This is a genomic window from Streptomyces sp. NPDC003032, assembly GCF_053591415.1.
Genome location: NZ_JBSFTT010000002.1, coordinates 129,685 through 155,306, shown reverse-complemented (window position 1 = coordinate 155,306; position 25,622 = coordinate 129,685). Strand labels below are relative to the sequence as shown.

The window sequence follows — 25,622 nt, the reverse complement described above, 5'->3', positions numbered from 1 at the left end:
GGATGGGTCAGGCGCGGAACGCCTTCCGAAGATGTTCGCCGAACGCGGCAGCGTGCGTGGTCAGGCCGATGTGCCCGCCGGGGAAGTGCCGGAGTTCCATGCCGAGGCGCTCGGCCAGGAAAGCGGCCGAACGGTAGGGCAGTTCGCCGCGCGAGTCCTCGCCGCCGACGAGCACGAGCCGGTCCGGCAGCGCCGCGAGCCGGTGGAGGTCCGGGGCGTAGGGCATGAAGGCGGGCACGATGCGCCCCACGAAGTACGGCAGGTCGGCCATCGTCCGCTCGCCCCGCGCCGCTGCCTGCGGCGGGAGCTTCAGCTCGGCCTCCGACCCGGCGGTGTCACCGTCCTTCTCCGGCTCCTTCTCCGGCTCCTTCTCCTGGTCCTTCTTCAAGCCCGCGGCGAACACGGTCATCGCCGGCACGAGTCCCTGCGTACGGAACGTCTCCTCCACGCGGGCGACGAACGCGCGCTGTTCGGAGGCGTCCGGCAGTACCTCCACCATCGGGGGTTCGTGCGCCACGAGGCGTTCGACGCGTTCGGGGTGGGCGGTGAGCAGATGCACGGCGGCGATCGCGCCCGAACTGGAGCCGAACACCCGGGCGGGCTCACCGGGTGACAGCAGTTCCAGCAGGCGGAACGCGTCATCGGCGTGCTCGGCCACATGCTGCTCGGCCTCGGGGTCGTCCAGCGGGCTCCGGGACATCCCGCGCGGGTCGTAGGTCGCGACCGTGTACTCGGCGGCCAGCACGTCGGCGACCCCGTCGAACGCGGCGGCGCCGCCCGTCCCGCCCGGGATCAGCAGCAGGAGCGGGCCCTCGCCGCGCACTTCGTAGTGCAGGGTCGCGCCGTTCACGCGCAGGCCGCCGATGGTCGGGCCGGTCATGAGGATTCTCCTTCTCGGGATGAGGGCCAGTGCTCCAGGAGGGTGTGCAGGGCGTCGAGGGCGCGGACCCAGGACTGCTGCGGGGGACGCGCGTGGCCGAACCCTTCCGCCGCCTCCAAGGCGACGAACCCGTGGAACGTGCTGCGCAGCAACCGCACCGCATCGGTCAGGTCGGGCTCGCCCAGCCCGTAGCCGCGGAGCATGCTGTACGTCAGTTCGACGGCGCGGCGCGGCCCGGGTGCTCGGGCGGCCAGCTCGGGGTCGATCCGGATCGAGGTCTGCGTCGCCGTATAGCGGCCGGGATGCTCGTGGGCGTACTCCCGCCAGGCGTCGGCGAACGCGACCAGCGCCTCCTTGCCCGCCCGTCCGGCGGTCGCCTCCGCGATGCGGATGGTCTTCTCGTCCGCCGCCAGCAGCGCGATCCGCCCGCGCAGATCCTCCAGGCCGCGCACGTGCGTGTAGAGGCTCGCGTCCTTCACGCCGAGCCGCCGCGCCACCCGCGCCATCGTCACCTGGTCGAACCCGACCTCGTCCGCCAGCTCGGCGCCCGCGCCCGTCACGCGCTCCGCCGTCAGCCCTGCCCGCGCCATACGTCCCCCTGCCCTTCTGATTGAACTAGGGACATTAGATATAACCTAGGGCCACTAGGAAGACAAGCGAGAGGCGGCCCTGTTCCGCCCGCTGAGCGATGTGTATGTATGTGAACGATAATCACGTACATGTCTATTGACGTGTTCACGATGGACAATTAGCGTCCGCCGAAAGCGCTTTCCCGTAAAGGGTTCGGTAACCGGATGAAACAGCGTGTTCACGTATCCGAACCCTCGACCCATCCACCTGGAGACGAACGGTGAAACTGACACCAGTCATCGCGTCCGCCGGCCTCCTGGCCGGCGCACTCGTCGCTCTGTCCGGCAACACGGCGCAGGCCGCGTCCACCCGTTACGAGGCCGAGAGCTCCCCGACGGTCTGCACCGGCACCATCGACTCGGACTGGACCGGCTACTCGGGCACCGGCTTCTGCAACGGCGACAACGCGATCGGCGCCCACATACAGGTCACCGTGGACGCCCCCGCCGCGGGCACGGCGACGCTGAAGGTCCGATTCGCCAACGGAACCGGCACCGCGCGGCCCGCGAACGTCACGGTCGACGGCTCCACGGCCGCGTCGGCCTCGTTCGAGGGCACCGGCGCGTGGGGGACGTGGGTGACCAAGACGCTGACCGTGCCGGTGGCCTCGGGCAGCAACACCATCCGGCTCAGCCCGACCACCTCCGCCGGTCTGCCCAACGTGGACTACCTCGACGTCGAGGTGGACGGCACCACCACCCCGCCGCCGTCGGCCGACGCCCTGTACGTGGCGCCGAACGGGACCGACAGCGCGGCCGGAACCCAGGCGAACCCGACGACGCTCACCTCGGCGATCAGCCGTGTCACCCCCGGCGGGACGATCCATCTGCGCGGCGGCACCTACCGCCACTCGACGACGGTCACCATTCCTCCGGGCAAGGACGGCACCTCCAGTGCCCGTACGAAACTGTCCGCCTACCCGGGCGAGACCCCCGTACTGAACTTCTCGGCCATGAGCGAGGACCCGGCCAACCGCGGGCTCGCCGTCAACGGAAAGTTCTGGCACGTCAACGGCATCGTCGTCGAGCGAGCCGGTGACAACGGGATCTTCGTCGGCGGCAGCGGCAACATCATCGAGCGCACCGTGACGCGCCACAACCGTGACTCCGGGCTGCAGCTGTCGCGGATGGCCTCCAGCACCCCGCGCGACCAGTGGCCGTCCCACAACCTCATCCTCAGCGCCGAGTCGCACGACAACGCCGACTCCGACGGCGAGGACGCCGACGGCTTCGCCTCGAAGCTCACCACCGGCCCGGGCAACGTCTTCCGCCACGCCGTCGCCCACCACAACATCGACGACGGCTGGGACCTCTACACCAAGACGGACACGGGAGCCATCGGCCCGGTGACCATCGAGGACTCCCTCTCCCACAACAACGGCACCCTCTCCGACGGCACCGTGAACTCCAACGGCGACCGCAACGGCTACAAGCTCGGCGGCGAGGACATCGCCGTCGATCACGTCATCCGCCGCAGCATCGCCTACAACAACGGCAAGCACGGGTTCACCTACAACAGGAACCCCGGCAAGATGTCGATGACGGGCAACATCGGCATCGGCAACGCCCAGCGCAACTTCTCGTTCGACGCCGGCACCACGGTGTTCCGGGACAACGTCTCGTGCCGCACCGGCAGCGGGTCGAACGACAAGGTCGTCGGCGACGCCGACGGCTCGAACCAGTTCTGGTCCGGCTCGAACGGATCCCGGTGCTCCGCGTACGCGGGCGCACTGAAATGGTCCTTCGCGGCGGACGGCCGTCTGATCGTGTCCTTCGGCGGCAACCAAGTGACGCCGTAGCCGTATACGAATATCCGTATACGAAATCCGGATACGGATAAATCGCCCCCCGACCAGCACTCCGACCGGGCCTCGTGGACCGTCCGATCGGGGTGGGTCGGGGGGCGTGCTGGTGCCGGGTCAGGCCGGGACGCTCTCGGCCTTCTCCTCGATGCTCTCCGCCTTCGCGGTCTTCTCCGCCCTCTCGGGCGTGCGCTCCTGGACCTTGCCCTTGGTGAGGCCGACCAGCGCCACCGCCACGATCAGTACGAAGGCGATGCCGGCGAGGGCGAAGCTCAGCGTGAACTGGCTCTCGGCGGGCAGGGCGGGCGCCCCGGCAGGCAGGTGCTCAAGGGTCTTGGACGCCAGCAGGGATGTGATGATCGCGCTGGCGATCGCGCTGCCCACGGACCTGGAGATGGAGTTCAGGCCGTTGGCGATGCCGGTCTGGTGGTGCGGGACGCTCGCCACGATGAGGGCGGGCATGGCCGCGTAGCCGAAGCTGATCGCCACACCGATCAGCATGCCGGCGAGGATGATCGACGCGGAGGTGTCGTGCGCGGCGGTCAGCCACGTGAAGCCGGCCACGCCGAACACGGCGCCGATGGTCAGAGTGAACCGCGCCCCGATCCGCCCGACCAGCATGCCGCCGAACTGCGCGGCGATCAGTGAGATCACGGTGGTCGGCAGCAGGTACTCGACCGACGAGCGCAGGACCGAGGCCCCGAAGCCGTACCCGGTGAGCTCCTTCGGCATCTGCACCAGGTACGCGACTCCGATGAACTGCGAGAACATCGCGAAGCCGAGGAACAGCCCGGCCAGGTTGGTGAAGAGCACCGGCCGGTGGGCGAACATCCGCATGTCCACCATGGGCGCGCGGACCTTGCGCTCCACCAGCGTCCAGACGGCCGCCATGACCACGGCCGCGACGAACAGGCCGAGGGTGCGTGCGGAGGTCCAGCCCCACTCGTGTCCCTGCGAGATCGGCAGCAGGAGCAGGACGAGCAGTGCCGCGAGCGTCGCCGCGCCGAGCCAGTCGGTCCGGCCGCCCGTCGTGGACCGCGAGGCCGGAACGCGCGCCAGGACGCCGACAAGGGCGACGGCCGCGAGGCCGGCCGCGAGCCAGAACACCCGGTGGTAGTCGGGGTCGGAGCCCTGCGTGAGCAGGCCCGCCGCGACGAGCGCGAGGCCGCTGCCGACGGCGAGCGTGCCGCTGACCATGGCCATCGCGCCGTGCAGCTTCGCCGGCGGCATCTCCTCACGCAGGACCGAGAGGGCGAGCGGGAAGATCGCGGTGGCGGCGCCCTGGAGGACGCGGCCGACGATGAGCCACAGCAGGGAACTGGTGGTGGCGGCCAGGACCGATCCGGCGATCATCAGCAGCAGCACCCCGACCAGGGTGGGCTTCTTGCCGTGCATGTCGCCGAAGCGGCCGAGCAGCGGGGTGAAGACCGCGGCGGAGAGCAGGGTCGCGGTGGTGACCCAGCTGACATTGGCGGTGGAGGTGCCGAGGTCGTTCTGGATGATGCTCATGATCGGTACGACGAGGGTCTGCATCATCGAGACGATCATGGCGGCGAGGCCGAGGACCAGGACGAGCGTGGTGTCTCCGGCGGGGCGTTTGTGCGCCGCATGTGGTGTGGGTGTCACGGTTACTTCCGTAGTTCGAACGCGGGGTGAAAGGTGCAGAACCTAGAAGATTGATGTCTTCAAGCAACTGGATAGAGGTAAACATCGAAAGTTGAAGTCGTCAAGTTTCGGGTTAGAGTGGAACCATGCCCGAGACATCCGGAACAAGCCGCTCCAGCCGCTCCTCCGAGACGCCCGAGGGCGGGTACGCCGAGGTGTCCAACGCCCTCCTGCTCGACACGCTCTGGGCCTCCATGGCGGGCCTCTACGCGGACGTGACCGCCGCCGCTGCCGCGCACGGCCTCACCTACAGCCAGGCCAAGGCGCTGAACGTGCTGCGCCAGGGCGGCCCGGCGTCCATGCGCTCGATGGCCGCGTCGTTCCGCTGTGACGCGTCGAACATGACCGGCATCATCGACCGCCTGGAGAGCCGCGGGCTCGTCCGCCGCGAGCCGAGCCCCACCGACCGCCGGGTGAAGAACGTCGCCCTCTCCGAGGACGGGGTGGCCGCGGTGGAGAACATCCGCTCCGCCATGCACGCCACCCACCAGGCGCTCGACGCGCTGAGCGGCGAGGAGCGAGCCATTCTCCAGGCGCTGCTCGCCCGCCTGTCACCCGCCGCGTGCCCCGCCCCCCGCAGCACCCCATAAAGGGCGGGGTGCCGCCCATTCCTCAGGTCGCCTGAGTGCGGCGGGCGCACTCCGCGACCATGGCGCTCAGGCTGCCCGTCCGCTCCACGAGGTCCCGCTGGACGCGCGCTCCGGTGCCGTGTTCCAGCAGGCCCGCCGTCGTCTTGCGGGCCAGGTCGAGGTCGCCGGCCTCCTCCAGGGCGTCCCGCGCATGGTCCAGGAGCGCCGCCACCACCTCGCCGCAGGGTGCGGGCCGCATGGTCAGCGGATGCAGCAGGACGTCTTCGAGGCCGGAGCGTGCCGCCCGCCACGCGGCGAGGCGCAGCAGGCTGACGTCGTGCCCGGCCGGCGCGAGCCCCGCGCGCCACTCCCGTGCGGCCGTCTCGACCAGTGCCCGCGCGAGGGTGGCGATCAGGATGGTGGTGGAGGCCTCCAGGCACACGTCCGCGACCCGGATCTCGACGGTGGGGTAGCGGTGGGAAAGCCGGGCGTCGAAGTAGACCATGCCCCGGTCGCGCAGCACGCCGGTGGCGACCATGTCGCGGACCTGCTCCTCGTACCGCTCGGCGGAACCGAAGATCTGGGTGGGGCCCGCCATCGGCCAGCGCCCCCACACCCTGCTGCGATAGCTGCTGTACCGGGTGTCGTGCCCCTGCCAGTAGGGGGAGTTGGCGCTCAGCGCCACCAGGACCGACAGCCAGGGGCGGATCCGGTCGATCACGGCCACGCCCTCCTCGTCGGAGTCGACCGAGACGTGGACGTGGCAGCCGCCGGTCAGCTGTTCCTGGGTGGTGAGCCCGAACTGTTCCTCCATCCACTCGTAACGCCGGCCCACGTTCAGCGACGGGCTGACGGGCAGGGGGGAGGTGGCGAGGGCGACGACCGCCGCTCCCAGGTCACCCGCGTGCCGGTCCGCTTCCGAGCGCCACCGCACGATCTCCTCCGTGAGGCTGTCCATGCTCGTTCGCGGCTGCGTGGCGAACTCCAGCTGCTGACCCTGCAGCTCCTTCTCGAACGTCTCGTCCTCGGGATCGCGGTAGTCGTCGGCGTGCCTCTCGGCGCCGGAGGTCTCGGCGGCGTCCTTGGCGGCCCGTGCCAGGACGGCCGAGGACAGGGCCCGCGGCTCACCGCTCTCGCGGTCGATGAGGAGGAGCTCCTCCTCCACTCCTACTGTGCGCAAGCGACGCCGCCTCTCTCTCCGTGGCCCCGTCTCCCCGCGGCCTTTTCGCGGCGGCGGATGCCACCGTGGTCCGGGTACCCGCAAGTCGCGTCCGCAGCCGCGTCCGCAGCTCCTTCGGCGGCCCCGGGGCTGTCGTAGGTTTCAGCGGAAGCATTTCGGCAAACCGATGAATTATGGTGCAAATCGGCTACACAATGATGACCGAGCAAGCCGGGCCCCGCGCTCTGGTCGAGGACCTCGTCGCGGCGGAGCAGGCGGGCTTCGACTTCTCGGTCACCTCCGACCACTACTTTCCGTGGCTGGAGTCGCAGGGGCACTCGCCGTACGCGTGGAGCGTGCTCGGCGCCGCCGCGCAGGCGACCTCGCGGATTCCGCTGATGACGTACGTGACCTGCCCGACCGTCCGCTACCACCCGGCCGTGGTCGCGCAGAAGGCCGCGACGATGCAGCTGCTCTCCGAGGGCCGCTTCCGGCTCGGCCTCGGCTCGGGCGAGAATCTCAACGAGCACGTCGTGGGCGCCGGTTGGCCATCCCCGCAGACCCGCCTGGACATGCTCGAAGAAGCGATCGGCATCATCCGCGCGCTCTTCGCCGGGGAGAACGTCAACCACCAGGGCACCCACTTCGACGTGGCGAACGCCCGCCTGTGGGATCTGCCCGACGAGCTGCCGCCCATCGGTGTCGCGGTCTCCGGCGGGCGGTCCTGCTCACTCGCCGGGCGCCTCGCCGACCTCGTCATCGCGACCGAACCGAAGGCAGAGCTGCTCGACTCCTTCGACCGGCACGGCGGCGGCGGCAAGCCCCGCGTCGGCCAGCTGCCCGTCTGCTACGACACCGACAAGGACGCGGCGGTCGCCCGCGCCCACGACCAGTTCCGCTGGTCCGTCGGCGGCTGGCCGGTCAACTCCGAGCTGCCGGGGCCCTCGGGCTTCGCCGGCGCCACCCAGCTCGTCACCCCGCAGGACATCGCGGAGCAGATCCCCTGCGGCGACGACGTCGACGACTTCGTCGAGGCCGTACGCCCCTTCGCCGAGGCGGGCTTCACGGAGATCGCCCTCGTCCAGGTCGGCGGCGACCAGCAGCGCCCCTTCATCGACTGGGCCGAGAAGAATCTGCTGCCCGTACTGCGCGACCTGTGAGCTTCCGGCCCACCGGGTACCCGGGGCACCACCGGGTACCCGACGCGCGTCAGGCACCAGCGACCGAACGACCCGGCACCAGCGACCCAGCACCAGCGACCCACCGGAGAGAGTCAGCGTGAACGACACACCGAACCAGGCCTCCCCCGACCAGCGGCAGCACCAGCAGCCCGACTCCGACTCCCCGGACGCGGTGCAGGTCGTCCTCGGCGAGTGTTCCGCGGCCGACGCGGACACCGTCTTCAAGGTGCTCTGCGACCACTTCCCGTCCGACCGCGGAGACGACGCCCCCGGCCAGACGGGCCGGCCCGACCCCGCCGTCTGGACCGGTGCCTTCCGCGCCTCCCGCACCCCGGATTCCGTCCCCGGCGTCCTGCTCTCCGGACCCGTCACCGCGGACCTGCAAGGCGCCCCCGTGGCCGTGGACCGGCTGCGCGCGGCGCTCGCGTCCGCCTTCGACGTCAAGACCACCGGCACCGTCTCCGGTGACCAGGAGATCCAGATGCAGCTGCGCCTGACCGGCGCCGAGCACGGGGAGCCGTACCAGAACGCCTGAGTGGACGAGAACGCCTGGGTGGGCGTGGACCCGATCGGGCGCACTTGGGCGTGTCGGCCGCGCGGGTTCCGCGCACCGCGGCGGTGTGCGGGCATCGTGGCGCAAGCTGCCCGCACCCTCGCGGACCACCGCCGGGCGCGGCAGCCCATGAACCGGCGGGCCGCGAAGGAGACCAGGACTGGTGCTCGCGGTGAGGTCCGGCCTGCTCGCGGTGGTGCTGCTCAGGGTGCCTGGCGCCCTCACCGGCTGCGGTATCGACGCGCGTGAGGACGGGGCGGCCGGGGCCGCGACCCGCTTCGAGGCCGGCCTGCGCGCGAGCGACGCCGAGCGCGGCTGCCTGGCGCTCGCCCCCTGGTACCCGCGACGAACTGGAGCAGTCCGCCGAACTGGGACCGATCAGATGGTCCGCGTATCTCGGCGCCGCCGACTTCTGGTCCCGCACACTGCGGAACTGGCAGTCCGAGCTGCTCGCCGTGGGGTCGATGGCCGTCTTCTCCGTCCATCTGCGGCATCGGGGCTCACCCGAGTCGAAACCGGTGGGTTCCGCCCACGAGGCGACCGGCGTCAAGGGCCGAGGGCGGCCTCAGCGCGCTGCGCCCCTGCCGCCAGGATTCCAGCAGCCGAGCGCCGAGGCGGTCCTCCAGGAACCCGGTGGCCCGCACACCGAAGGCCACATCGGCGTCGAGCGCGGGCTCCGCGGCCAGCAACCCGCCGACGACATCACGGCGGACCACCTGCTCGTGCACGGCGTCCGCCTCGACATGCTCGTCGTAGAACCGTTGGGCCGCGGGCCCCGCGCCGGTGCGCCGCAGCGCCGCGGCGAGCCGCCGCGAACCGGGCGACGAGGTCACCTCGACGGAGGCGAAGTGACCGACCAGCGCGCCGCGGAGCGCCCGGTGCAGACCGAACAGGGACATGAGGTTGACCGGGGCGAGTGCCTCGGCGGGGGCCGCGTCGGCGTAGTGGCCGTAGGACGTCTCCAGGTCCAGATCGGCCATGAGGTCGGCGAAGAGGCGGGCGTGGATCTCCTCGGGGCGCCCGGCGCCGAACTCGTCGAACTCGATGGCCACCATGGCCGCCTTGGCCCGCCCGTGCAGCCGCGGAATGACCCAGGCGTGCGGATCGGCCTCCTTGAGGTGGTAGAGCGAGCGCAGCGCCGCGTACTCCCTCAACTGCCACAGCTCGCCGTCGCGTTGGAGATGGTGGCTGACACTGTCCTCGTCGTGCCCGACGGGCTCCACGAGGAGCGCCGCCAGCGCCTCTTCGGCGCTCGCACCGGACGGCACGTCGGCACGGAGGGCCGCGAGGAAACGCCGCTCCAGCGCGTGCCGCAGCGTCAGCAGCTCCGGGTCCCACTCCCGTTCGTCGGACACGCCCTGAAAGCCCTGGTAGTGGAGTTCGTAGAGGATGTACAGGGCGAGCTGGAGGTCTTCTCCGTACGGATCGACACTCGCCGCCCGCCGCCCGAGGGCCGTGACGGGCTCGTCGTGCAGCAGCGCGGCCACCACGCCCCGGGACAGATCGCCGCGCGCGGCCGGGAGTTCGGGACTGTGGAGGCGGGACTCGACGGCGGCGGTCATGACGCGGGGTCCGTTTCCCGGTCGCCCGCCGTACGCGAGCGCCCGCCGTCGCGCTGCACCCGGCGCCGGTGGCTGGTGTCGCACCACGGATACGTACGGCTGCGGCGGCACGTGCAGATCGCGACCGTGAAGCGCCGCGACGCGAAGACGGTGCCGTCGTCACCGACGACCTCGACCGGGCCCTCCACCAGGAGCGGCCCGTCGGGATCGACCGTGACGCGGCGGGGGCGTTCAGCGGAGTTCGGCACGGATGACCACCAGCTCTTCGTGGGTCTCGTCGTCGGCGAGCAGGTTCTGCCGGCGCAGCCACGCACGGCGGGAGCGCAGTACCGGCCCGAGCGGGATGAACTCCCGGTCGCTGACCTTGGCGTCCATGCCCAGCAGGCTCAGCCGGTCGAGCGAGGCGTCGACGCCGCACAGCGCGGAGTGCACCATCAGCAGGACGCCGCCCGGGCGCAGGGCGCGGGGCGCCGCGTCGCAGACACGGTCGACGATCGCCCGCCCGGCGGGGCCGCCGTCCCACGCCCGTGCCGCCCCGCGCCGGGGGAGAGCCGGGGAAGGAGAGGGCACGTAGGGCGGATTGCTGACCACGAGGTCGTACGGGCCCTTCGGCGCCGCCGCCATGTCACCTCGGCGCACGGTCACCGACTGCCCGGACCGACGCGCGTTGAAGCGCGCGGTCAGCACGGCCCGCCACGAGATGTCGACGGCCGTCACGCGTGCTCCGCGCCGCGCGGCGGCGACGGCCAGCGCCCCGGTGCCGGTGCCCAGGTCCAGGACGGAGGCGCCGTCGCCGATGCCCTCGCGGTGCAGGGCGCGGGTCAGCAGTTCGGTGTCGTACTGCGGTGCGTACACACCTGGTGGGGCGAGCAAGTGCGCCGGACGGACCGGCGGTGGCATCGACGTCCGCGTCTGCGTGGTCATGCGGCATCTCCCGTCCGAGAGAACTCCACGAGGGGCGCTCCTCCTTCCACGGTCCGCCGGTTCGCTCCCGGTCACCACTTGAGGCGTCACAGGTAGTGACTTGTCACGAACAGTGCGGATTGCATCCTGCGTCTGTCCTGACACTGAGTGCCCGCGCGACTGTGATCCACACCTGCGTGACGGGAGCCGCACCTTCCAGGAAGCCCGCGCGGGGCCGCTGTTCGGGGAGCTCCCCGCTCTCCGTCGCCCGTCAGCCCGCCGACGTGTACCGGTGCCTCGCCCAGGCGGGCAGCACGAACCAGCACCCCAGATACCAGCTGACGACGCCACCGACCAGCCACGGCACCACGGTGTCGTCGATGGCGATCCGCAGCACCAGCAGCAGCGCCGCCGTCAGCGTGCCGAGGAGCAGGATCAGGCCGACGAAGGTCAGACGCGAGGCCCAGACCACCGCCTGCGGCTTGATGCGGCGGCCCGAGACCATGCGGTGGAAGGAGACCGGGCCGATGAGGGCGCCCGTCGCGGTCGAGCCGAGGATCACGGTCACGACGTAGATCGTGCGGTCGACGTCGCCCAGCTCCGCGTACCGCGGTGTGAAGACCACGGTGAGGAGGAAGCCGAACAGGATCTGCACGCCGGTCTGGGCCACCCGCACTTCCTGGATCAGCTCGGTCCAGCGGCGGTCGGCGCGCTCGGTCTCCGTCTCGCGGCGGCCGTCCTCCCCGCACTCCGTCCCGGGCCCCTGATCCGGCTTGCTGTTCGACGCGTCCACGGGTCCGAGTCTGCCCATCAACCAGGCAAACGACAATCCGGGCGATCGACTCCGCGGCCGATTCATCGCCGCGACGGTGATTCGACCGGACGAGCCCGGGCAGACGGGCCACTGAGCGGACGTCGCACCCGACGTTCACACCCGAGACCCGAAGGAGGACCCGTGCTGCTGGCACACCCCGCCGTGCTGAAGGACCTGGTGGAGCGCTACAAGGCCCTGGCGGTGCTGCACGCCGACCGGGGCGGCGCCGAAGGGCGCCAGGAGTTCGAAGACGTCGCGTACAGCCTCTGCGTGGCCACCGGCACCAGCGATGTCGACGCGGCACTCGTGGCCGCCAGTCACCGGCTGCCGGGCGCCAGGATCACGGACGACTCGCTGCTCTCGGCCTGACCGGCAGCCTGAGCTTCGCCCGGCCGCCTACTCGGCCGGGCCGTGCCAGACGGTCGTGGCGTTGCAGAACTCGCGGATGCCGTGGCCCGACAGCTCCCGCCCGTAGCCGGAGCGCTTGACGCCGCCGAAGGGCAGGCCGGGGTGGGAGGCGGTCATGCCGTTGAAGAAGACGCCGCCCGCCTGGAGGTCCCGTACGCAGCGCGCGATGTCGGCGTCGTCGCGCGTCCACACGTTGGAACTCAGGCCGAACGGCGTGTCGTTGGCGAGCGCCACCGCCTCGTCCAGGTCCGTCACGCGGTAGAGCGTGGCCACCGGACCGAAGGTCTCCTCGCGGTGGACGCGCATCCGCGGGGTGATGTCCGCGAGGACGGTGGGGGAGTAGTACCAGCCCCGCTCCTGCTCCTTGGGGCGCTGTCCGCCGCAGAGCGCGGTCGCGCCGTGGCCCAGCGCGTCGTCGACCAGCTCCTCCAGGTCGTCGCGGCCCTTCTCGCTGGAGAGCGGGCCGACGTCGGTGTCCTCGCTCAGCGGGTCGCCCACGGTCAACTCCCGCATTCCCGCGACGAATCGCTCGCGGAAGGCGTCGTAGACGTCGGCGTGCACGATGAAGCGCTTCGCGGCGATGCAGGACTGTCCGTTGTTCTGCACCCGGGCGGTCACCGCGGTCCGCGCGGCGCGCTCCACGTCGGCGCTCGGCAGCACCAAGTAGGGGTCGCTGCCGCCGAGTTCCAGGACGGTCTTCTTGATCTCGTCGCCCGCGACGGACGCCACCGAGCGGCCGGCGGGTTCGCTGCCGGTCAGGGTCGCGGCGGCCACCCGGTTGTCACGGAGGATGCCCTCGATGGCGTCGGAGCCGACGAGCAGCGTCTGGAAGCAGCCCTCGGGGAATCCGGCCCGCCGGAAGAGGTCCTCCAGATACAGGGCCGTCCTCGGCACGTTCGAGGCGTGCTTCAGCAGCCCGACGTTGCCCGCCATGAGGGCGGGCGCGGCGAAGCGTACGACCTGCCAGAGCGGGAAGTTCCACGGCATCACGGCGAGCACGACCCCGAGCGGGCGGTAGTGCACGACGGCCCGGGAGGCGCCGGAGTCCGTCACGTCGGCCTGCGCGGGATGCTCGTCCGCGAGCAGGCCCTCGGCGTGCTCGGCGTACCAGCGCATGGCCTTGACGCACTTCGCCGCCTCGGCCCTGGCGGCCTTGATGGGCTTGCCCATCTCGGTGGTCATGGTGCGGGCGACGGTGTCGGTGTCCTCCTCCAGCAGGTCGGCGGCGCGGCCGAGCAGCCGGGCGCGTTCCGCGAAGTCGGTGGTGCGATGGTGGCGGTACGCGGCGTCGGCCGCCGCCAGGCGGCGCTCGATCTCCGCGGGCGCGAGCGGCTCGAAGGTTTCGAGCGTCTCGCCGGTGGCGGGGTCGACCGTGGCGATGGGCATGCCGTTCCTCCTCGGGGCGGAGTGGGGCCGGGCGGCGGCACGCCGCCGTTCCACACTAGGTCGGTGCGTGCGCGGGGGCATGCGGAGAAACGGAGCGCGCCGTCCCGACGGGACGGCGCGCTCCGACCCGCGGCGGGCCGTCAATCGGTGGAAAGGGCCTCCAGGAGCTGTCCGGCCTTGGGGTCGGAGAGCGCGCGGGCCGCGTCGGCGAGCGCCACCATGCCCACCAGCTCGTGACCGTCGATCACGGGCAGCCGACGGACCTTGTGGCTCGTCATGGTCGCGAAGATCTCGTCGACGCCGTCGTCGGCGCCGATCGTCACGGCCTCGCTCTGCGCCAGCTCACCCACGAGGACCTTTGAGGGGTCCTTGCCCTTCCCGAGGACCTTCACCACGATGTCCCGGTCGGTGATGACGCCCTTGAGGCGGTTGTCGGTGCCGCAGATGGGCAGCGCGCCGACGCCGAGTTCGGTGAGCTTGGTGGCCGCCTGGGTGACGGTCTCCTCGGCTCCGGCGCATTCAGCGCCCGGAGTCATGATGTCGCGTGCGGTGGTCACGTGGACCCTCCTTGGCGGTCGATGGGCTGTCCGGCCCGGTGGCTCGGGCCGTTGTCGCCCACCGGGTATCCCGTGCGGAGGGACATGACACACGTCCGCCGAGGTCCGTTGGCCCGGCCGACGGCGCGCCCGCGCTCACAGGCCGAGGTCGCCGAGCCCGGGATGGCTGTCGGGGCGGCGGCCGAGCGGCCAGTGGTAGAGGCGGGCCGACTCCTCGATGGGCAGGTCGTTGACGCAGGCGTGGCGGGCGCGCATCAGGCCGTCGTCGTCGAACTCCCAGTTCTCGTTGCCGTACGAGCGGTACCACTGGCCGGAGTCGTCGTGCCACTCGTACGCGAACCGCACCGCGATGCGGTGGCCGCTGTGTGCCCAGAGCTCCTTGACGAGCCGGTAGTCCAGCTCGCGGGCCCACTTGCGGGAGAGGAAGGCGACGATGGCGTCGCGCCCGGTGACGAACTCCGCGCGGTTGCGCCAGCGGGAGTCCTCGCTGTAGGCGAGGGCCACCTTCTCGGGGTCGCGGCTGTTCCAGCCGTCCTCGGCGAGGCGGACCTTTTCGATGGCCGTCTGCCGGGTGAAGGGCGGTACGGGGGATCGGGGAGTCGTGGTCATGTCGCGCCACCCTAGGAGAACGCTCGTTCTCCCGCAACGGTGCGGAGCGGGCCGCCCTCGTAGTAGGCTCCGAGAACGTACGTTCTCACCTGGTCGTTCGGAGACTCGATGGATCACGCGGAAGCCGAAGCAAGGCTCCTCGACGCGGCGGAGGCGCTCTTCTACGAGCGCGGTGTCCAGGCGGTCGGCATGGACCGGGTCCGCGCCGCGTCCGGGATCCCGCTCAAGCGGCTCTACCAGCTCTTCCCGTCGAAGTCCGAGCTGGTCAGGGCCTGCCTCGACCGCCGCGACCGCCGCTGGCGGGCACGGCTCGCCGCCCATGTGGAGGGGCGGCCGGAGGGCGACGAGCGGGTCCTCGCCGTCTACGACTGGCTGTACGAGTGGTTCACCGAGCCGGACTTCCGGGGCTGCGCCTTCATCAACGCCTACGGAGAGCTGGGCGCGGTGGACCCGTCGGTCGCCGACACCGTCAGGGCGCACAAGAGCGCGTTCCACGACTATCTCGCCGGCCTCGTGGCGTCCGCGGGCGGCCCCGCATGGACCGTCGGGCCGCTGGTCCTGCTCGCGGAGGGCGCCATGACGGCCGCCGCGATCTCCGGCTCGCCCGAACCGGCGCGTCAAGCCCGGAGCGGTGCGGCCCAGTTGCTGGCCGCGCCGTAAGCTCCGACCTTTCGGCATGAGGAGGGGCGATGGCGAAGACGTACCGCATGAACGCCGGTACGCGCGTGATCAACCGCGTGTTTCACATGATGACCCGGCTCGGGATCGGCAAGGCCTACCGCTACAACCTGACGGTGCGCGGCAGGAAGTCGGGCCGGCTGTACTCCACTCCGGTCGACGTGATGTCGGCCGGGGACGAGCGCTGGCTCGTCGCCGCCTACGGGGTGAGCGCATGGGTGCGCAACGCGCGCGCCGCGGGGCAGGTCGGGCTCGGCCGGGGCGGCAGGTCGCGGACGCTGGGGGTGATTGAGCTGGGGCCCGAGGAGAGTGTGCCGGTGCTGCGCCAGTACTGGCGTGAAGTGCCCGTCACGCGGCCCTACTTCGATGTGACCGCTGAGTCGTCGGACGAGGAGTTCGCCGCGGAGGTGGCGCGTCATCCGGTGTTCCGGCTGGTGCCGTTGGACTGACGGGCCGAGCGGGCCCGACCTCGGATCGGGCCCGCCCGGCCGTCGGGGTGTGCGGGGTGAGCGTGACCTCAGCAGCTCAGGTTCGAGCCCGGCGTGGTGCCGAGGATCTGTGTGAACGCCTTGTAGCGGTCTATGCGGCTCTGGACCTGGGCGGGGTTGCCGCCGTTGCACTCCAGGGTGCCGTTGATCGCGCGGATGGTCTCACCGAAGCCGGCGCCGTTGACCATGGCGTTGTGCGGGGTCATCTTGCCCGGTCCGCTCTGGGTGTTCCAGTACCAGAGGCCCGTCTGCCAGGCGATGGACGGGTTCTGCTCCACCAGGTACGGGTTGTTGAGGAGGTCGATGCCAAGGGCGTCGCCCGCGGCCTTGTAGTTGAAGTTCCAGCTGAGCTGGATCGGGCCGCGGCCGTAGTAGGCGGCCTGCCCGGCGGGGCAGCCGTAGGGCTGGGTCTTGTCGCAGTAGTGGGGGTAGTTGTTCTGGTTCTGCTCGACCACGTGCACCAGGCCACCCGTCTCATGGCTGACGTTGGCGAGGAACGCCGCGGCCTCCTGGCGCTTGACGGTGTCGCTGCCGGTGTTGGCGAAGCCCGGGTAGGCCTTGAGCGCGTCGGTCAGGCCCTTGTACGTGTAGAACGAGTTCCGGTTCGGGAACATCTGGTTGAACTGCGCCTCGCTGACCACGAATCCGGACGGGTCGGGGTTGCCCGGCCCCGTGCCGCCACCGCAGGTGCCCTGGTCCGCCCAGACGTCGGAGCGGCCCGGGGTCTCGTTCTGGGTCCACCACTTGGCGGACCAGTTGTGTCCGTTGTACGAGGCCGACTTGCCGCCGGTGTAGACGGACGAGGAGCTCCACGGCGAGGCGCACTCGGCGGCGGACGCCGTGGTGGCGGCCGGGCCCAGGACGATCATCGCGCCGACCGCGGCGAGTGCCGCCGCGAGGCTGGTGATGCGTTTGATCATGCGACATCTCCTAACGGGCGGGACGGGGGAGGGTCCGTCCCGTCATGGGGGTGTCGGCGACTCAAGCTGAAATGGTCTGAACCTGTCAAGGTCTAGACCAGAGTGAGGGCGTGAAACTTGCCCGCTGTCCGATATGCGGAGGCGACGCCCTCGCGGCCGGCGCCACCCTGCCCGCGCGGCAGGCCGGCGGCATGAACTCGCGTGCTACGCCGGTCTGTTGTGGTGCCGGGCCTCGGCGCGGCGCGGGACGAACAGGTGACCGGCATCGGCTGAGGCGGGCATTGGCCGGGGCGGGCTCGGGCAGGATGCACCCGGTGCGGTTCCTCACGGCGCACCGTGTCGGATCGAGAAGGGTGCAGCGATGACGGATTCGGCCCTCGGGCGGCTCGTGGTCTCACGGGCGACGCTCGACGACTGGCGTGTGGTGACCGGGTGGGCGGCGGACGAGGGCTGGAACCCCGGCCTCGGCGACACCGTCCCGTTCTTCGCGCAGGACCCCGAGGGGTTCTTCATGGGGCGCCTGGACGGCGAGCCCGTCTCCGCGGTCTCGGTGGTCAACTACGGGGAGAGCTACGCCTTCCTCGGCTTCTACCTCGTCCGTCCCGACCAGCGCGGCCGCGGCTTCGGCCTCGCCACGTGGCGGGCGGGGCTCGCGCACGCCGAGGGCCGGATCGTGGGCCTGGACGGTGTGCCGGACCAGCAGGCCAACTACCGCCGCTCCGGTTTCGTCCGCGCGTACGGCACGGTGCGCTACATCGGCCCGCTGCCCGCGGTCGACGTGCCCGACCGGCACGTACGTCCCGTCGAGGCCGCGGGCCTGGATACCCTCCTCGCGTACGACAGTTCGTGTCTGCCGGCGGACCGGCCGCGCTTCCTGGAGACCTGGGTCACCGCCCCCGGCCACCGCGCCCTCACCCGCGTCGTCGACGGCAGACTGACCGGGTACGGCGTCCTGCGGCCGGGCCGCGACGCGCTGCGCGTCGGCCCGCTCTTCGCGGACACGCGCGCCGACGCCGAGGCGCTCCTGGACGCGCTGGTCGCCGAGGCGGACGGCGCACCCGTGGCCATGGACGTGCCCGCGACCAACGCGGAGGCCGTCGCGCTCGCCGAGGCGCGCGGCATGAAGCCGACGTTCGACACGGCCCGCATGTACACGGGCCCGGTCAGGGAATTCGCGTACGAACGGGTCTTCGGAGTCACCTCGCTCGAACTCGGATAGGCCTCAGCGGTCCCGGCCCCCGAGGTCGCCGGGCAGTGGCCCGTGACGGTCGACCTGCTGGCCGGAAGCCTGCTGGGCGAGTGGGCCGGAGCAGGTCGGACCGTGGACGGACCCTCGCACGATTCAGGGTTCCCTGAATTCAGGAGGACGTGTAGTTTCGGGCTGTGCTGACTGCCGCTTCCGACATCGAGGTGCTGGCCCGTTTCGGCCGCGCGCTCGCCGACCCGATCCGCTGCCGGCTGCTGCTCGCGCTGCGCGAGGCCCCGGCCCATCCGTCCGACCTCGCCGACGCGCTCGGCATCTCCCGCACCCGGCTCTCGAACCATCTGGCGTGCCTGCGCGACTGCGGTCTGGTCGTCGCCGTGCCCGTCGGGCGGCGCACGCGCTACCAGCTGGCCGACGAACGCCTCGGCCACGCCCTGGACGACCTGCGCGACGCCGTGGTGGCCGTCGAGGCGGACAAGACCTGCCCGGACGCACGGACGAAGGGCTGCTGCTGAGATGACCGCGGTATCCCTCGGGCGCGGCCCGGCCCGCCGTGACGCGCTCGCCCGCCGGATACGGCTGCTGGTCACCGCGACCATCATCTACAACGTCGTCGAGGCAGCCGTCGCCATCACCGCGGGGACGATCGCCTCCTCCACCGCCCTGGTCGGCTTCGGCCTGGACTCCGTCATCGAGGTCTCCTCCGCCGCGGCGGTCGCCTGGCAGTTCACCGCCCGCGACCACGCGGTGCGCGAGGCGAGGGAGAAGACCACCCTGCGGATCATCGCCGTCTCCTTCTTCGTCCTCGCCGCGTACGTGGTGATGGACGCGGTGCGCGCCCTCGTCGGCGCCGGGCAGGCCGACCGCTCCGTCCCCGGCATCGTCCTCGCCGCCCTGTCGCTGGCGATCATGCCGTTCCTGTCCGCCGCCCAGCGCCGGGCAGGGCGCGAACTGGGCTCCGCCAGCGCGGTCGCCGACTCCAAGCAGACCCTGCTGTGCACCTACCTCTCCGCGGTGCTGCTGGTCGGCCTGGTTCTCAACGCCACCCTCGGCTGGTCCTGGGCCGACCCGATCGCCGCCCTGGTCATCGCCGTCGTGGCGGTGAAGGAAGGTCTGGACGCCTGGCAGGGCAAGGGCTGCTGCGCACCCTCCGCCCCGGCGTCGGCCGCCACCACGGCGGCGGCCGACGCCGGGGCGGACACGTGCGGCTGCCGCCCGGGCTGCGACTGCTGCGCCTGACCCGCGGACGCGGGCGATCGTCACGGGCGGGCGGCCGACGGGCCGTCCGCCCTCGTCATTCCTTGTCGGCGACGACCGGCTGTCCCGCCGCGACCGGGCAGGGGCCTGGGTGCGGGCGGGGGCCCGGGCGCGGGCGGTGACCGCCTTGAGCAGGGGCGGTCGGCGCCCAAGCCGGGCGGCGGGGCGATGGGCGGGGGCGGGGACCGCCTTGAGCAGGGACGGTCCGTGCTCTGGGCAGGGACGGTCGGCGCCTTGAGCAGGGACGGTCGGAGCCCGAGCCGGGCGGCGGGGCGCGCGGCGATCCGCCAGCCCGACTTCCGGCCCGGCTGACCACGCCGGGCCAGCCGTTCGCGGCGGAATACCGGGTCGCCTTGGGCGACGTCCAGCGCACCCGCCGCGTGCGGTGACCGACGCGACAGTTCCCGCTCGTGCGGAACCGGAGGCGCGGTCCACGTCAGCCCGGCGTCAGCCGCGACGGGCAGCATCTGGGCGCCGCCATGCCCGCGTCCGCGCGAGCCGAGCCTGAGGCTCAGTTCGTCGGGCGGGCCCGATCCCACAGGCTCACGGAGAACTCCATGCTGAGGTTCCGTCCATCCCGTCCGCACACGGTCGCCCCGTCCCTGCTCCTGGTCCTGCTCCTGGCGCTGGCCTCGGCCCTGCTGCCGGTCGGCGGTCCGGCGGCCCGGGCCGCGACCGCCGCCGCGGGCCAGCGGATCAACATCGCCGCGACCCACACCGGCATGTGTCTGGAGGTCGCCACGCAGACGACCGGCGAGACCGTCAAGCAGCGGCGCTGTGCCGGGCGGGAGGGGGCGCTGTGGTACTTGAAGGAGTCCTCGGCCCCCGGCGGAGCGGTGCACATCGTCAGAGTCCTCAGCGGCAAGTGCATGGCGGTGGAGAACTCCAGCGCCGACAACGGAGCCGCCATCGTGCAGACGGAGTGCGGCGACCGGCCCGCCACGAGCTTCCAGTTCGCGGATCTGGGCGACACCGCGCTGATCCAGCCGATGACCGCGAGCCCGCGCAAGTGCCTTGAGGTCACCGCCTCCGCCACCACGGACGGCACGGCACTGCGCCAGTGGACCTGCGAGAACCAGCCGGGCGCGAAGTTCACCCAGGGCACCTTCCGGGGGCTTCAGGAAGGCTGGGTCAAGATCCGGCCGGCCAGCGCGCCCGGCCAGTGCCTGACCGAGGGGCGCGCCGGCCTCCTGAACGTCCCGGTCGCCGTGCAACGTCCGTGCGCGAAGGCCACCTCGCCGCGCACCTACCTGGTGCCGCAGGGCAATGGTCTGTTCAAGATCCAGTGGCACAGCACCCAGGCGGGGGTCCGTTGCCTCATGGTGTTCCCCGTCAGCACGGTGCCCGACGTGCTGGAGACCACGACCGACTGCGCCGGGGCCAACTCGTTCTACATCGAAGCGGTCGACACGCCCGTGCCCAACACCTACCGGATCCACACGCTCTACACACCCGACCGGAAGTTCTGCGTGGGGATCACCGGCAGCGCCACGACCGAGGGCGCTGCGGCCCGACAGGACCCCTGCACCGCCGAACGCACCGACCAGGTGTTCTTCATCGACTCCGAATGACGTCGATGCGGGCCAGGGAGACGTTCCCTGGCCCGCATCGTCAAGACGCCCAAGCGCCCAAACGCACAAGTCACGGCTGGTTCGGAGGCTGGCGCCCGCTGTCGCCGCCGAACTGGTCCCTGAGCTTGTCCTGAGCGGAGTCGACCTGCCCGCTGTACTTGCCCTGGGTCTTCTCGTCGACGAAGTCGCCCGCCTTGTCGATGCCCTGACCGGCCTTGTCCTCATGGCCCTTCAGCATCTGCTTGAGCTTGTCCATCATGGACATCGTCGGCCTCCTAGGTGTGAGCCGTCCCTCCCAGCATGGGTGCTCATCCGGATCGCCGCATCCGGGGAGGTCCCGCTCCGGGGGAGGCCCCAGTTCGGTCAGGTGATCGTCAGCCTCCGCTTGGCCTCGGCCTGCGAGCTGGCGCCGACATAGACGTCCACCGCGCCCTCCTCGACGCGGAACTCCCCGTGCTGGTCGTTCGTCCAGAAGCCGAGGTCGTCCGCGCCGATACGGAAGCGGACCGTCCGGGACTTGCCGGGTTCCAGCGTGACCCGGCGGAAGCCCCGGAGCTTGCGCACCGGCTGCGTGATGCTCGCCGTGATGTCATGGACGTACAGCTGGACGACCTCGTCGCCCGCGCGGTCCCCGGTGTTCGTGACGCTCACCGACACCTCCAGGGTGTCGCCCTCGCGCAGCGCGCCCGCGGAGATCCGCTCGCGGCTCAGCCTCGGCTCGCCGATGTCGAACGTCGTATAGCTCAGGCCGTGGCCGAACGCGAACTGCGGGTCCGGGGGCAGGTCCAGGTACTTCGACGAGTACTTGTTGTCCGCGTCGTAGGGGCGGCCCGTCGACTCGTGGTTGTAGTGGATCGGGATCTGGCCGACCGCGCGCGGGAACGACACGGGCAGCTTCCCGCCGGGCACGACCGTGCCGAACAGGACGTCGGCGATGGCGTTCCCCGCCTCCAGGCCCGGGTGCCAGGCCTCCAGGACGGCGGGCGCGGCGCCCAGCCAGCCGCCCATGGTCAGCGGGCGTCCGTTGACGAGGACGACCACGAACGGCTTCCCGGTCGCGGCGACGGCCGTCACCAGCTTCTCCTGCCCGCCGGGCAGCCCGATGTCGCTGCGCGCGGCCGCCTCGCCGCTCATCGCGGGCGGCTCGCCGACCACGACGACCGTGACGTCGGCGGAGTGCGCGGCGGCCACCGCCTTCGGGATGCCGCCGGTGTCCTTGCCCTCCGGGTCCACGCCCCGGGCGTACGTCACCTTCGCGTCCGGCGCCGCGCGCCTGATGGCGTCCAGGACCTTCACCGAGGGGTACTTCTTCACGGCGGCCGGGAACGACCAGGTGCCGAGGAGGTCGTCGGAGTCGCCGAACGGGCCGACGACCGCGATCGACCTGACGGACCGCTTCAGGGGGAGCGCCTTGCCCTCGTTCTTCAGGAGGACCATCGAACGGACGGCGGTCCGCCGGGCCGCCTCGCGCGCGGTGGCGCTCGGCCCGTCGATGGCGGCGCCTTCGTCGACGTACGGATTCTCGAAGAGCCCGAGGTCGAACTTGAGGCGCAGGACGCGGGCGACCGCGTCGTCCAGCCGCCTCTCGCTGATCTTGCCGTCGCGCAGCAGCTTCTTGCCGTACGTGACGAGGTGCGTGCTGGTCATCTCCATGTCGACGCCCGCGTTGAGGGAGAGGCGGGCCGCCGCCGCGCCGTCCTCGGCGAAGCCGTGCGGGATCAGCTCCTGGACGCCGGTCCAGTCGCTGACGACGAAGCCGTCGAAGCCCCACTCCTTCTTAAGGATGTCGGTCAGCGTGTGGGTGTTGCCGTGTGCCGGGACGCCGCCGATGGTGTTGAAGGAGGCCATCACCGTGGCCGCGCCGGCGTCCAACGCCGCCTTGAACGGCGGGAGGTGGAGATTGCGCAGGCGCGACTCCGAGACGTCCACCGTGTTGTAGTCACGGCCGCCCTCCGCGCCGCCGTACGCGACGAAGTGCTTGGCGCAGGCGGCGACGCGGTCCTTCGCGCCGTACGACGGTGAGCCGTTCTCGCCCGGCTCGCCCTGGTAGCCCTCGACCTTCGCCGCGGCGAACGCCGCCGTCAGATACGGGTCCTCGCCGTTGCCCTCGGCGATGCGGCCCCAGCGCGGCTCGTGGGTGACGTCCATCATCGGTGAGAACGTCCAGTGGACGCCGTTCGAACGCGCCTCCTCGGCCGACACCTCGCCGTCCGTCTTCGCCACGTCCGGGTCGAAGCTCGCGGCCTGCGCCAGCGGGATCGGGAACGTCGTCCAGAAGCCGTGGATGACGTCGAGCCCGAAGACCAGCGGAATGCCGAGCCGGGACTCCTCGACGGCCATGCGCTGCAGGGCGTTGGTGCTCTTCGCCCCGAAGATGCTCAGCACGGAGCCGAGCCGGCCCGCGCGGGCCGCGTCCTCCACGTCCTTCGTCGCCCCGCCCCCGGGGCCGGTGTCCCAGGACCAGGGGAGCTGCTGGAGCTGCCCCAGCTTCTCTTCGACTGTCATACGGTCGAGCAGCTTCCGCACCCTGTGGTCGCGGGGGCCCGCTTCGGGCGCCGGTCGGCCGGGAGCGGCCTCGGCGGTGCCTGTCGCCGCTGTTCCTACGGCGCCCAGCGCGCCTCCCGCGGCTGCCGTGCCGCCGATCGCGGACAGCAGAGTACGCCTTCGTACCTCACGCATGCGTTCGCCTTCTCACCTCGGGACGGGGGATAACTCCTGTGGCGACCACAAGAGTTGAAGTGAAAGTACGTTCCTGTTACACGGGGGTCAATAGACGCGGCAGGGGCGGGAGTGAGGAGAGTGAAGCGGGAGAGTGAATGCGGGGGAACTGTTGACCTCAAGTTTGCTTGAGGTCTTAACGTTCATCCCATGAGCATGGAAAGCACCGCCTGGAATCAGCTGTACAGCGTCATGCACGCACAGCAGGACCGCCGCCCCTTCGCCCGTGCCACGCTGCGCCGCATCGGCGTCTTCGCGCGGCCCCACCGCAGACGCATCTGGCAGTTCGTGCTGCTGAGCGTCGTCACCGCACTGCTGGCCGTCGCGACCCCCGTACTGGCGGGGAAAGTCGTCAACACCATCGTCTCCGGCGCCGACTCCGCGACCGTCGTGCGCTACGCCCTGCTGATCGCCGCCATCGCGCTCGCCGAGGCCGGCATCGGACTGGTGAGCCGCTGGCTGTCGGCGAACCTCGGCGAAGGGCTCATCCTCGACCTGCGGACCGCCGTCTTCGACCACGTCCAGCGCATGCCGGTCGCCTTCTTCACCCGCACCCGGACCGGCGCGCTGGTCAGCCGCCTCAACAACGACGTGATCGGCGCGCAACGCGCCTTCAGCAACACGCTCTCCGGAGTCGTCGGCAATATCGTCACACTTCTGCTCACGCTCGTCGTCATGCTCACTCTTTCGTGGCAGATCACCCTGCTGGCGCTGGTGCTGCTGCCCGTGTTCGTCGTGCCCGCCCGCCGCATGGGATCGAAGATGGCCAAGCTCCAGCGGGAGGCCGCCCACCACAACGCCGCCATGGGTACCCGGATGACCGAGCGCTTCTCGGCGCCGGGCGCCACCCTGATCAAGCTCTTCGGCCGCCCCGGCGACGAGTCCGCCGAGTTCGCCGCGCGGGCCCACCGGGTGCGCGACATCGGGGTACGCACCGCCATGACGCAGTCCGCGTTCATCACCGCGCTCACGCTGGTCTCTTCGCTCGCCCTCGCCCTGGTCTACGGCCTCGGCGGCTACTTCGCCCTGGAGGGCACGCTGGAGGCGGGCGCCGTCGTCTCGCTCGCACTGCTGCTCACCCGGCTCTACGCACCGCTGACGTCCCTGGCCGGGGCGCGCGTCGAGGTGATGAGCGCGCTCGTCAGCTTCGAGCGGGTCTTCGAGGTCCTCGACCTGAAGCCGCTCATCGAGGAGAAGAAGGACGCGGTACCGGTCCCCGAAGGCCCCGTGGCCATCGAGTTCGACGACGTCCGCTTCGCCTACCCCGCCGCCGACAAGGTCTCCCTCGCCTCCCTCGAAGAGGTCGCCTCGCTCGACACCCGGGGCGGCGACGAGGTCCTGCACGGCCTGTCGTTCCGCGCCGAACCCGGCCAGACCGTCGCGCTCGTCGGATCGTCAGGGGCGGGCAAGTCGACCATCGCGCAGCTGCTGCCGCGGCTGTACGACACCGACGAGGGGACCGTGCGCATCGGTGGCGTCGACGTACGAGAGCTGTCCGCCGAGTCCATGCGGGCGACCCTCGGCATGGTCACGCAGGACGGCCACCTCTTCCACGAGTCGATCCGCGACAATCTGCTCCTCGCGCGGCCCGGCGCGAGCGAGGACGAGCTGTGGGACGTACTGCGCCGCTCCCGTCTCGAGGACCTCGTGCACTCCCTGCCGGACGGGCTCGACACAGTGGTCGGCGAGCGCGGCTACCGCCTCTCCGGAGGCGAGCGGCAGCGGATGACCATCGCGCGGCTGCTCCTCGCCCGGCAGCGGGTCGTCATCCTCGACGAGGCGACGGCCCACCTCGACAACACCTCGGAGGCCGCCGTCCAGGAAGCCCTCGCTGAGGCACTCGAAGGGCGCACCGCCGTGGTGATCGCCCACCGGCTGTCGACGGTGCGCTCCGCCGACCTCATCCTCGTCGTCGAGGCGGGACAGATCGTGGAGCGCGGCACGCACGAGGAGCTGCTCGCGCTGGAGGGGCGGTACGCGGAGCTGTACCGCACGCAGTTCGCCAAGGGGACGGAGCCGGAGGCCGCCGCGCGAGCCGTGGAGGCGGCGGTCTGAGGCGTGAGAGGTGGAGGCGGCGGTCTGAGGCGTGAGAGGTGGTGCGAGCCGTGT

Annotated in this window: 26 protein-coding genes and 1 pseudogene; 13 read left to right on the top strand and 14 right to left on the bottom strand. The window is 71.3% G+C overall.

Annotated features, from left to right (window positions below; genetic code table 11):
• Positions 1–7 precede the first annotated feature (7 nt).
• Entirely contained in the window at positions 8–880 is an 873-nt protein-coding gene (locus ACWDZ7_RS03230) for an alpha/beta hydrolase (protein WP_451794355.1), read from the bottom strand.
• The gene (locus tag ACWDZ7_RS03225) at positions 877–1,470 is read right to left on the bottom strand and encodes a TetR/AcrR family transcriptional regulator (protein WP_451794353.1); all 594 of its coding nucleotides are present in this window, start codon (positions 1,468–1,470) and stop codon (positions 877–879) included. Before ACWDZ7_RS03225 ends, ACWDZ7_RS03230 begins: the two co-directional genes overlap by 4 nt.
• 260 nt (positions 1,471–1,730) lie before the next feature.
• Here ACWDZ7_RS03225 and ACWDZ7_RS03220 point away from each other — a divergent pair, with 260 nt between their 5' ends.
• Entirely contained in the window at positions 1,731–3,308 is a 1,578-nt protein-coding gene (locus ACWDZ7_RS03220) for a carbohydrate-binding protein (protein WP_451794352.1), read from the top strand.
• Positions 3,309–3,428: 120 nt separating this feature from the next.
• Here ACWDZ7_RS03220 and ACWDZ7_RS03215 read toward each other — a convergent pair whose 3' ends face one another.
• Positions 3,429–4,937: an MFS transporter gene (locus ACWDZ7_RS03215; RefSeq protein ID WP_451794350.1), complete on the bottom strand. Its 1,509-nt coding sequence runs from the start codon at positions 4,935–4,937 to the stop codon at positions 3,429–3,431.
• 125 nt (positions 4,938–5,062) lie between these two features.
• Between ACWDZ7_RS03215 and ACWDZ7_RS03210 the strand changes: the two genes are divergently transcribed.
• Positions 5,063–5,566 carry a MarR family winged helix-turn-helix transcriptional regulator gene (locus ACWDZ7_RS03210; protein WP_451794349.1) on the top strand — a complete coding sequence of 168 codons (504 nt, stop codon included), beginning with the start codon at positions 5,063–5,065 and terminating at the stop codon, positions 5,564–5,566.
• 22 nt (positions 5,567–5,588) lie between these two features.
• Here ACWDZ7_RS03210 and ACWDZ7_RS03205 read toward each other — a convergent pair whose 3' ends face one another.
• On the bottom strand, positions 5,589–6,725 hold the full coding sequence (locus ACWDZ7_RS03205; RefSeq protein WP_451794348.1) for a glutamate--cysteine ligase 2: 1,137 nt from the start codon (positions 6,723–6,725) through the stop codon (positions 5,589–5,591).
• A gap of 173 nt (positions 6,726–6,898) precedes the next feature.
• Between ACWDZ7_RS03205 and ACWDZ7_RS03200 the strand changes: the two genes are divergently transcribed.
• From ACWDZ7_RS03200 to ACWDZ7_RS03190, 3 genes and pseudogenes are all read left to right on the top strand, one after another.
• The gene (locus tag ACWDZ7_RS03200; RefSeq protein ID WP_451794346.1) at positions 6,899–7,864 is read left to right on the top strand and encodes an LLM class F420-dependent oxidoreductase; all 966 of its coding nucleotides are present in this window, start codon (positions 6,899–6,901) and stop codon (positions 7,862–7,864) included.
• A 118-nt stretch (positions 7,865–7,982) separates the two neighbouring features.
• Entirely contained in the window at positions 7,983–8,420 is a 438-nt protein-coding gene (locus tag ACWDZ7_RS03195) for a hypothetical protein (RefSeq protein ID WP_451794344.1), read from the top strand.
• Between the two features lie 392 nt (positions 8,421–8,812).
• A pseudogene (locus ACWDZ7_RS03190) lies at positions 8,813–8,992 on the top strand (DUF6766 family protein); the annotation flags it as partial.
• Here the strand turns inward: ACWDZ7_RS03190 and ACWDZ7_RS03185 are convergent.
• The 4 genes from ACWDZ7_RS03185 to ACWDZ7_RS03170 form a co-directional block, all read right to left on the bottom strand.
• Positions 8,939–10,000, bottom strand: a complete 1,062-nt coding sequence (locus ACWDZ7_RS03185; RefSeq protein ID WP_451794343.1) for an iron-containing redox enzyme family protein — start codon at positions 9,998–10,000, stop codon at positions 8,939–8,941. The pseudogene ACWDZ7_RS03190 and the gene ACWDZ7_RS03185 sit on opposite strands and share 54 nt — an antisense overlap.
• Positions 9,997–10,248 carry a CDGSH iron-sulfur domain-containing protein gene (locus ACWDZ7_RS03180; RefSeq protein ID WP_451794342.1) on the bottom strand — a complete coding sequence of 84 codons (252 nt, stop codon included), beginning with the start codon at positions 10,246–10,248 and terminating at the stop codon, positions 9,997–9,999. The genes ACWDZ7_RS03185 and ACWDZ7_RS03180 overlap by 4 nt, the downstream gene beginning before the upstream one ends.
• A complete protein-coding gene (locus ACWDZ7_RS03175) occupies positions 10,232–10,924 on the bottom strand; it encodes a HemK2/MTQ2 family protein methyltransferase (protein WP_451794340.1) in 693 nt (230 codons plus the stop codon). The genes ACWDZ7_RS03180 and ACWDZ7_RS03175 overlap by 17 nt, the downstream gene beginning before the upstream one ends.
• A 250-nt stretch (positions 10,925–11,174) precedes the next feature.
• Positions 11,175–11,696 carry a DUF6328 family protein gene (locus tag ACWDZ7_RS03170; RefSeq protein ID WP_451794338.1) on the bottom strand — a complete coding sequence of 174 codons (522 nt, stop codon included), beginning with the start codon at positions 11,694–11,696 and terminating at the stop codon, positions 11,175–11,177.
• A 162-nt stretch (positions 11,697–11,858) separates the two neighbouring features.
• Here ACWDZ7_RS03170 and ACWDZ7_RS03165 point away from each other — a divergent pair, with 162 nt between their 5' ends.
• A complete protein-coding gene (locus tag ACWDZ7_RS03165; RefSeq protein WP_451519628.1) occupies positions 11,859–12,086 on the top strand; it encodes a DUF5133 domain-containing protein in 228 nt (75 codons plus the stop codon).
• A gap of 27 nt (positions 12,087–12,113) precedes the next feature.
• Here the strand turns inward: ACWDZ7_RS03165 and ACWDZ7_RS03160 are convergent, their stop codons facing one another.
• The 3 genes from ACWDZ7_RS03160 to ACWDZ7_RS03150 all read right to left on the bottom strand — a co-directional run bounded on the left by ACWDZ7_RS03160 (position 12,114) and on the right by ACWDZ7_RS03150 (position 14,677).
• Complete coding sequence (locus tag ACWDZ7_RS03160; RefSeq protein WP_451794336.1) at positions 12,114–13,511, bottom strand: NADP-dependent succinic semialdehyde dehydrogenase; 1,398 nt, start codon at positions 13,509–13,511, stop codon at positions 12,114–12,116.
• A gap of 140 nt (positions 13,512–13,651) precedes the next feature.
• A complete protein-coding gene (locus ACWDZ7_RS03155) occupies positions 13,652–14,068 on the bottom strand; it encodes a CBS domain-containing protein (protein WP_451794334.1) in 417 nt (138 codons plus the stop codon).
• A gap of 135 nt (positions 14,069–14,203) precedes the next feature.
• Positions 14,204–14,677, bottom strand: coding sequence for a nuclear transport factor 2 family protein (locus tag ACWDZ7_RS03150; protein WP_451794332.1), 474 nt, complete (start codon positions 14,675–14,677; stop codon positions 14,204–14,206).
• A gap of 108 nt (positions 14,678–14,785) precedes the next feature.
• Between ACWDZ7_RS03150 and ACWDZ7_RS03145 the strand changes: the two genes are divergently transcribed.
• The gene (locus ACWDZ7_RS03145) at positions 14,786–15,337 is read left to right on the top strand and encodes a TetR/AcrR family transcriptional regulator (RefSeq protein ID WP_451794330.1); all 552 of its coding nucleotides are present in this window, start codon (positions 14,786–14,788) and stop codon (positions 15,335–15,337) included.
• A 29-nt stretch (positions 15,338–15,366) separates the two neighbouring features.
• Positions 15,367–15,804 carry a nitroreductase/quinone reductase family protein gene (locus tag ACWDZ7_RS03140; RefSeq protein WP_451794329.1) on the top strand — a complete coding sequence of 146 codons (438 nt, stop codon included), beginning with the start codon at positions 15,367–15,369 and terminating at the stop codon, positions 15,802–15,804.
• 68 nt (positions 15,805–15,872) lie between these two features.
• Here the strand turns inward: ACWDZ7_RS03140 and ACWDZ7_RS03135 are convergent, their stop codons facing one another.
• Entirely contained in the window at positions 15,873–16,763 is an 891-nt protein-coding gene (locus ACWDZ7_RS03135) for a glycoside hydrolase family 19 protein (RefSeq protein WP_451794327.1), read from the bottom strand.
• A 361-nt stretch (positions 16,764–17,124) separates the two neighbouring features.
• Here ACWDZ7_RS03135 and ACWDZ7_RS03130 point away from each other — a divergent pair, with 361 nt between their 5' ends.
• The 4 genes from ACWDZ7_RS03130 to ACWDZ7_RS03115 all read left to right on the top strand — a co-directional run bounded on the left by ACWDZ7_RS03130 (position 17,125) and on the right by ACWDZ7_RS03115 (position 20,795).
• Positions 17,125–17,982: a GNAT family N-acetyltransferase gene (locus tag ACWDZ7_RS03130; protein ID WP_451794326.1), complete on the top strand. Its 858-nt coding sequence runs from the start codon at positions 17,125–17,127 to the stop codon at positions 17,980–17,982.
• Positions 17,983–18,146: 164 nt separating this feature from the next.
• Positions 18,147–18,482, top strand: coding sequence for an ArsR/SmtB family transcription factor (locus tag ACWDZ7_RS03125; protein WP_451794324.1), 336 nt, complete (start codon positions 18,147–18,149; stop codon positions 18,480–18,482).
• Between the two features lies 1 nt (position 18,483).
• A complete protein-coding gene (locus tag ACWDZ7_RS03120) occupies positions 18,484–19,206 on the top strand; it encodes a cation transporter (RefSeq protein ID WP_451794322.1) in 723 nt (240 codons plus the stop codon).
• Positions 19,207–19,781: 575 nt separating this feature from the next.
• A complete protein-coding gene (locus ACWDZ7_RS03115) occupies positions 19,782–20,795 on the top strand; it encodes an RICIN domain-containing protein (RefSeq protein WP_451794320.1) in 1,014 nt (337 codons plus the stop codon).
• 70 nt (positions 20,796–20,865) lie between these two features.
• Here the strand turns inward: ACWDZ7_RS03115 and ACWDZ7_RS03110 are convergent, their stop codons facing one another.
• Together ACWDZ7_RS03110 and ACWDZ7_RS03105 are read right to left on the bottom strand one after the other, a co-directional pair.
• Entirely contained in the window at positions 20,866–21,060 is a 195-nt protein-coding gene (locus ACWDZ7_RS03110) for an antitoxin (protein ID WP_451794318.1), read from the bottom strand.
• A 98-nt stretch (positions 21,061–21,158) separates the two neighbouring features.
• Entirely contained in the window at positions 21,159–23,474 is a 2,316-nt protein-coding gene (locus ACWDZ7_RS03105; RefSeq protein ID WP_451794317.1) for a glycoside hydrolase family 3 N-terminal domain-containing protein, read from the bottom strand.
• 189 nt (positions 23,475–23,663) lie between these two features.
• On the opposite strand from ACWDZ7_RS03105, the gene ACWDZ7_RS03100 reads away from it, so the two are divergent.
• Complete coding sequence (locus ACWDZ7_RS03100) at positions 23,664–25,568, top strand: ABC transporter ATP-binding protein (protein ID WP_451794316.1); 1,905 nt, start codon at positions 23,664–23,666, stop codon at positions 25,566–25,568.
• Positions 25,569–25,622: the final 54 nt, after the last annotated feature.

Bases quoted from the DNA above. Each gene is read 5' to 3' on its own strand.
- ACWDZ7_RS03135 (WP_451794327.1), bottom strand. From the start codon at position 16,763: ATGATCAAACGCATCACCAGCCTCGCGGCGGCACTCGCCGCGGTCGGC.
- ACWDZ7_RS03175 (WP_451794340.1), bottom strand. From the start codon at position 10,924: ATGACCACGCAGACGCGGACGTCGATGCCACCGCCGGTCCGTCCGGCG.
- ACWDZ7_RS03130 (WP_451794326.1), top strand. From the start codon at position 17,125: ATGACGGATTCGGCCCTCGGGCGGCTCGTGGTCTCACGGGCGACGCTC.
- ACWDZ7_RS03160 (WP_451794336.1), bottom strand. From the start codon at position 13,511: ATGCCCATCGCCACGGTCGACCCCGCCACCGGCGAGACGCTCGAAACC.
- ACWDZ7_RS03120 (WP_451794322.1), top strand. From the start codon at position 18,484: ATGACCGCGGTATCCCTCGGGCGCGGCCCGGCCCGCCGTGACGCGCTC.
- ACWDZ7_RS03185 (WP_451794343.1), bottom strand. From the start codon at position 10,000: ATGACCGCCGCCGTCGAGTCCCGCCTCCACAGTCCCGAACTCCCGGCC.
- ACWDZ7_RS03105 (WP_451794317.1), bottom strand. From the start codon at position 23,474: ATGCGTGAGGTACGAAGGCGTACTCTGCTGTCCGCGATCGGCGGCACG.
- ACWDZ7_RS03145 (WP_451794330.1), top strand. From the start codon at position 14,786: ATGGATCACGCGGAAGCCGAAGCAAGGCTCCTCGACGCGGCGGAGGCG.
- ACWDZ7_RS03140 (WP_451794329.1), top strand. From the start codon at position 15,367: ATGGCGAAGACGTACCGCATGAACGCCGGTACGCGCGTGATCAACCGC.
- ACWDZ7_RS03210 (WP_451794349.1), top strand. From the start codon at position 5,063: ATGCCCGAGACATCCGGAACAAGCCGCTCCAGCCGCTCCTCCGAGACG.
- ACWDZ7_RS03200 (WP_451794346.1), top strand. From the start codon at position 6,899: ATGGTGCAAATCGGCTACACAATGATGACCGAGCAAGCCGGGCCCCGC.
- ACWDZ7_RS03150 (WP_451794332.1), bottom strand. From the start codon at position 14,677: ATGACCACGACTCCCCGATCCCCCGTACCGCCCTTCACCCGGCAGACG.
- ACWDZ7_RS03110 (WP_451794318.1), bottom strand. From the start codon at position 21,060: ATGTCCATGATGGACAAGCTCAAGCAGATGCTGAAGGGCCATGAGGAC.
- ACWDZ7_RS03225 (WP_451794353.1), bottom strand. From the start codon at position 1,470: ATGGCGCGGGCAGGGCTGACGGCGGAGCGCGTGACGGGCGCGGGCGCC.
- ACWDZ7_RS03100 (WP_451794316.1), top strand. From the start codon at position 23,664: ATGAGCATGGAAAGCACCGCCTGGAATCAGCTGTACAGCGTCATGCAC.
- ACWDZ7_RS03115 (WP_451794320.1), top strand. From the start codon at position 19,782: ATGCTGAGGTTCCGTCCATCCCGTCCGCACACGGTCGCCCCGTCCCTG.
- ACWDZ7_RS03230 (WP_451794355.1), bottom strand. From the start codon at position 880: ATGACCGGCCCGACCATCGGCGGCCTGCGCGTGAACGGCGCGACCCTG.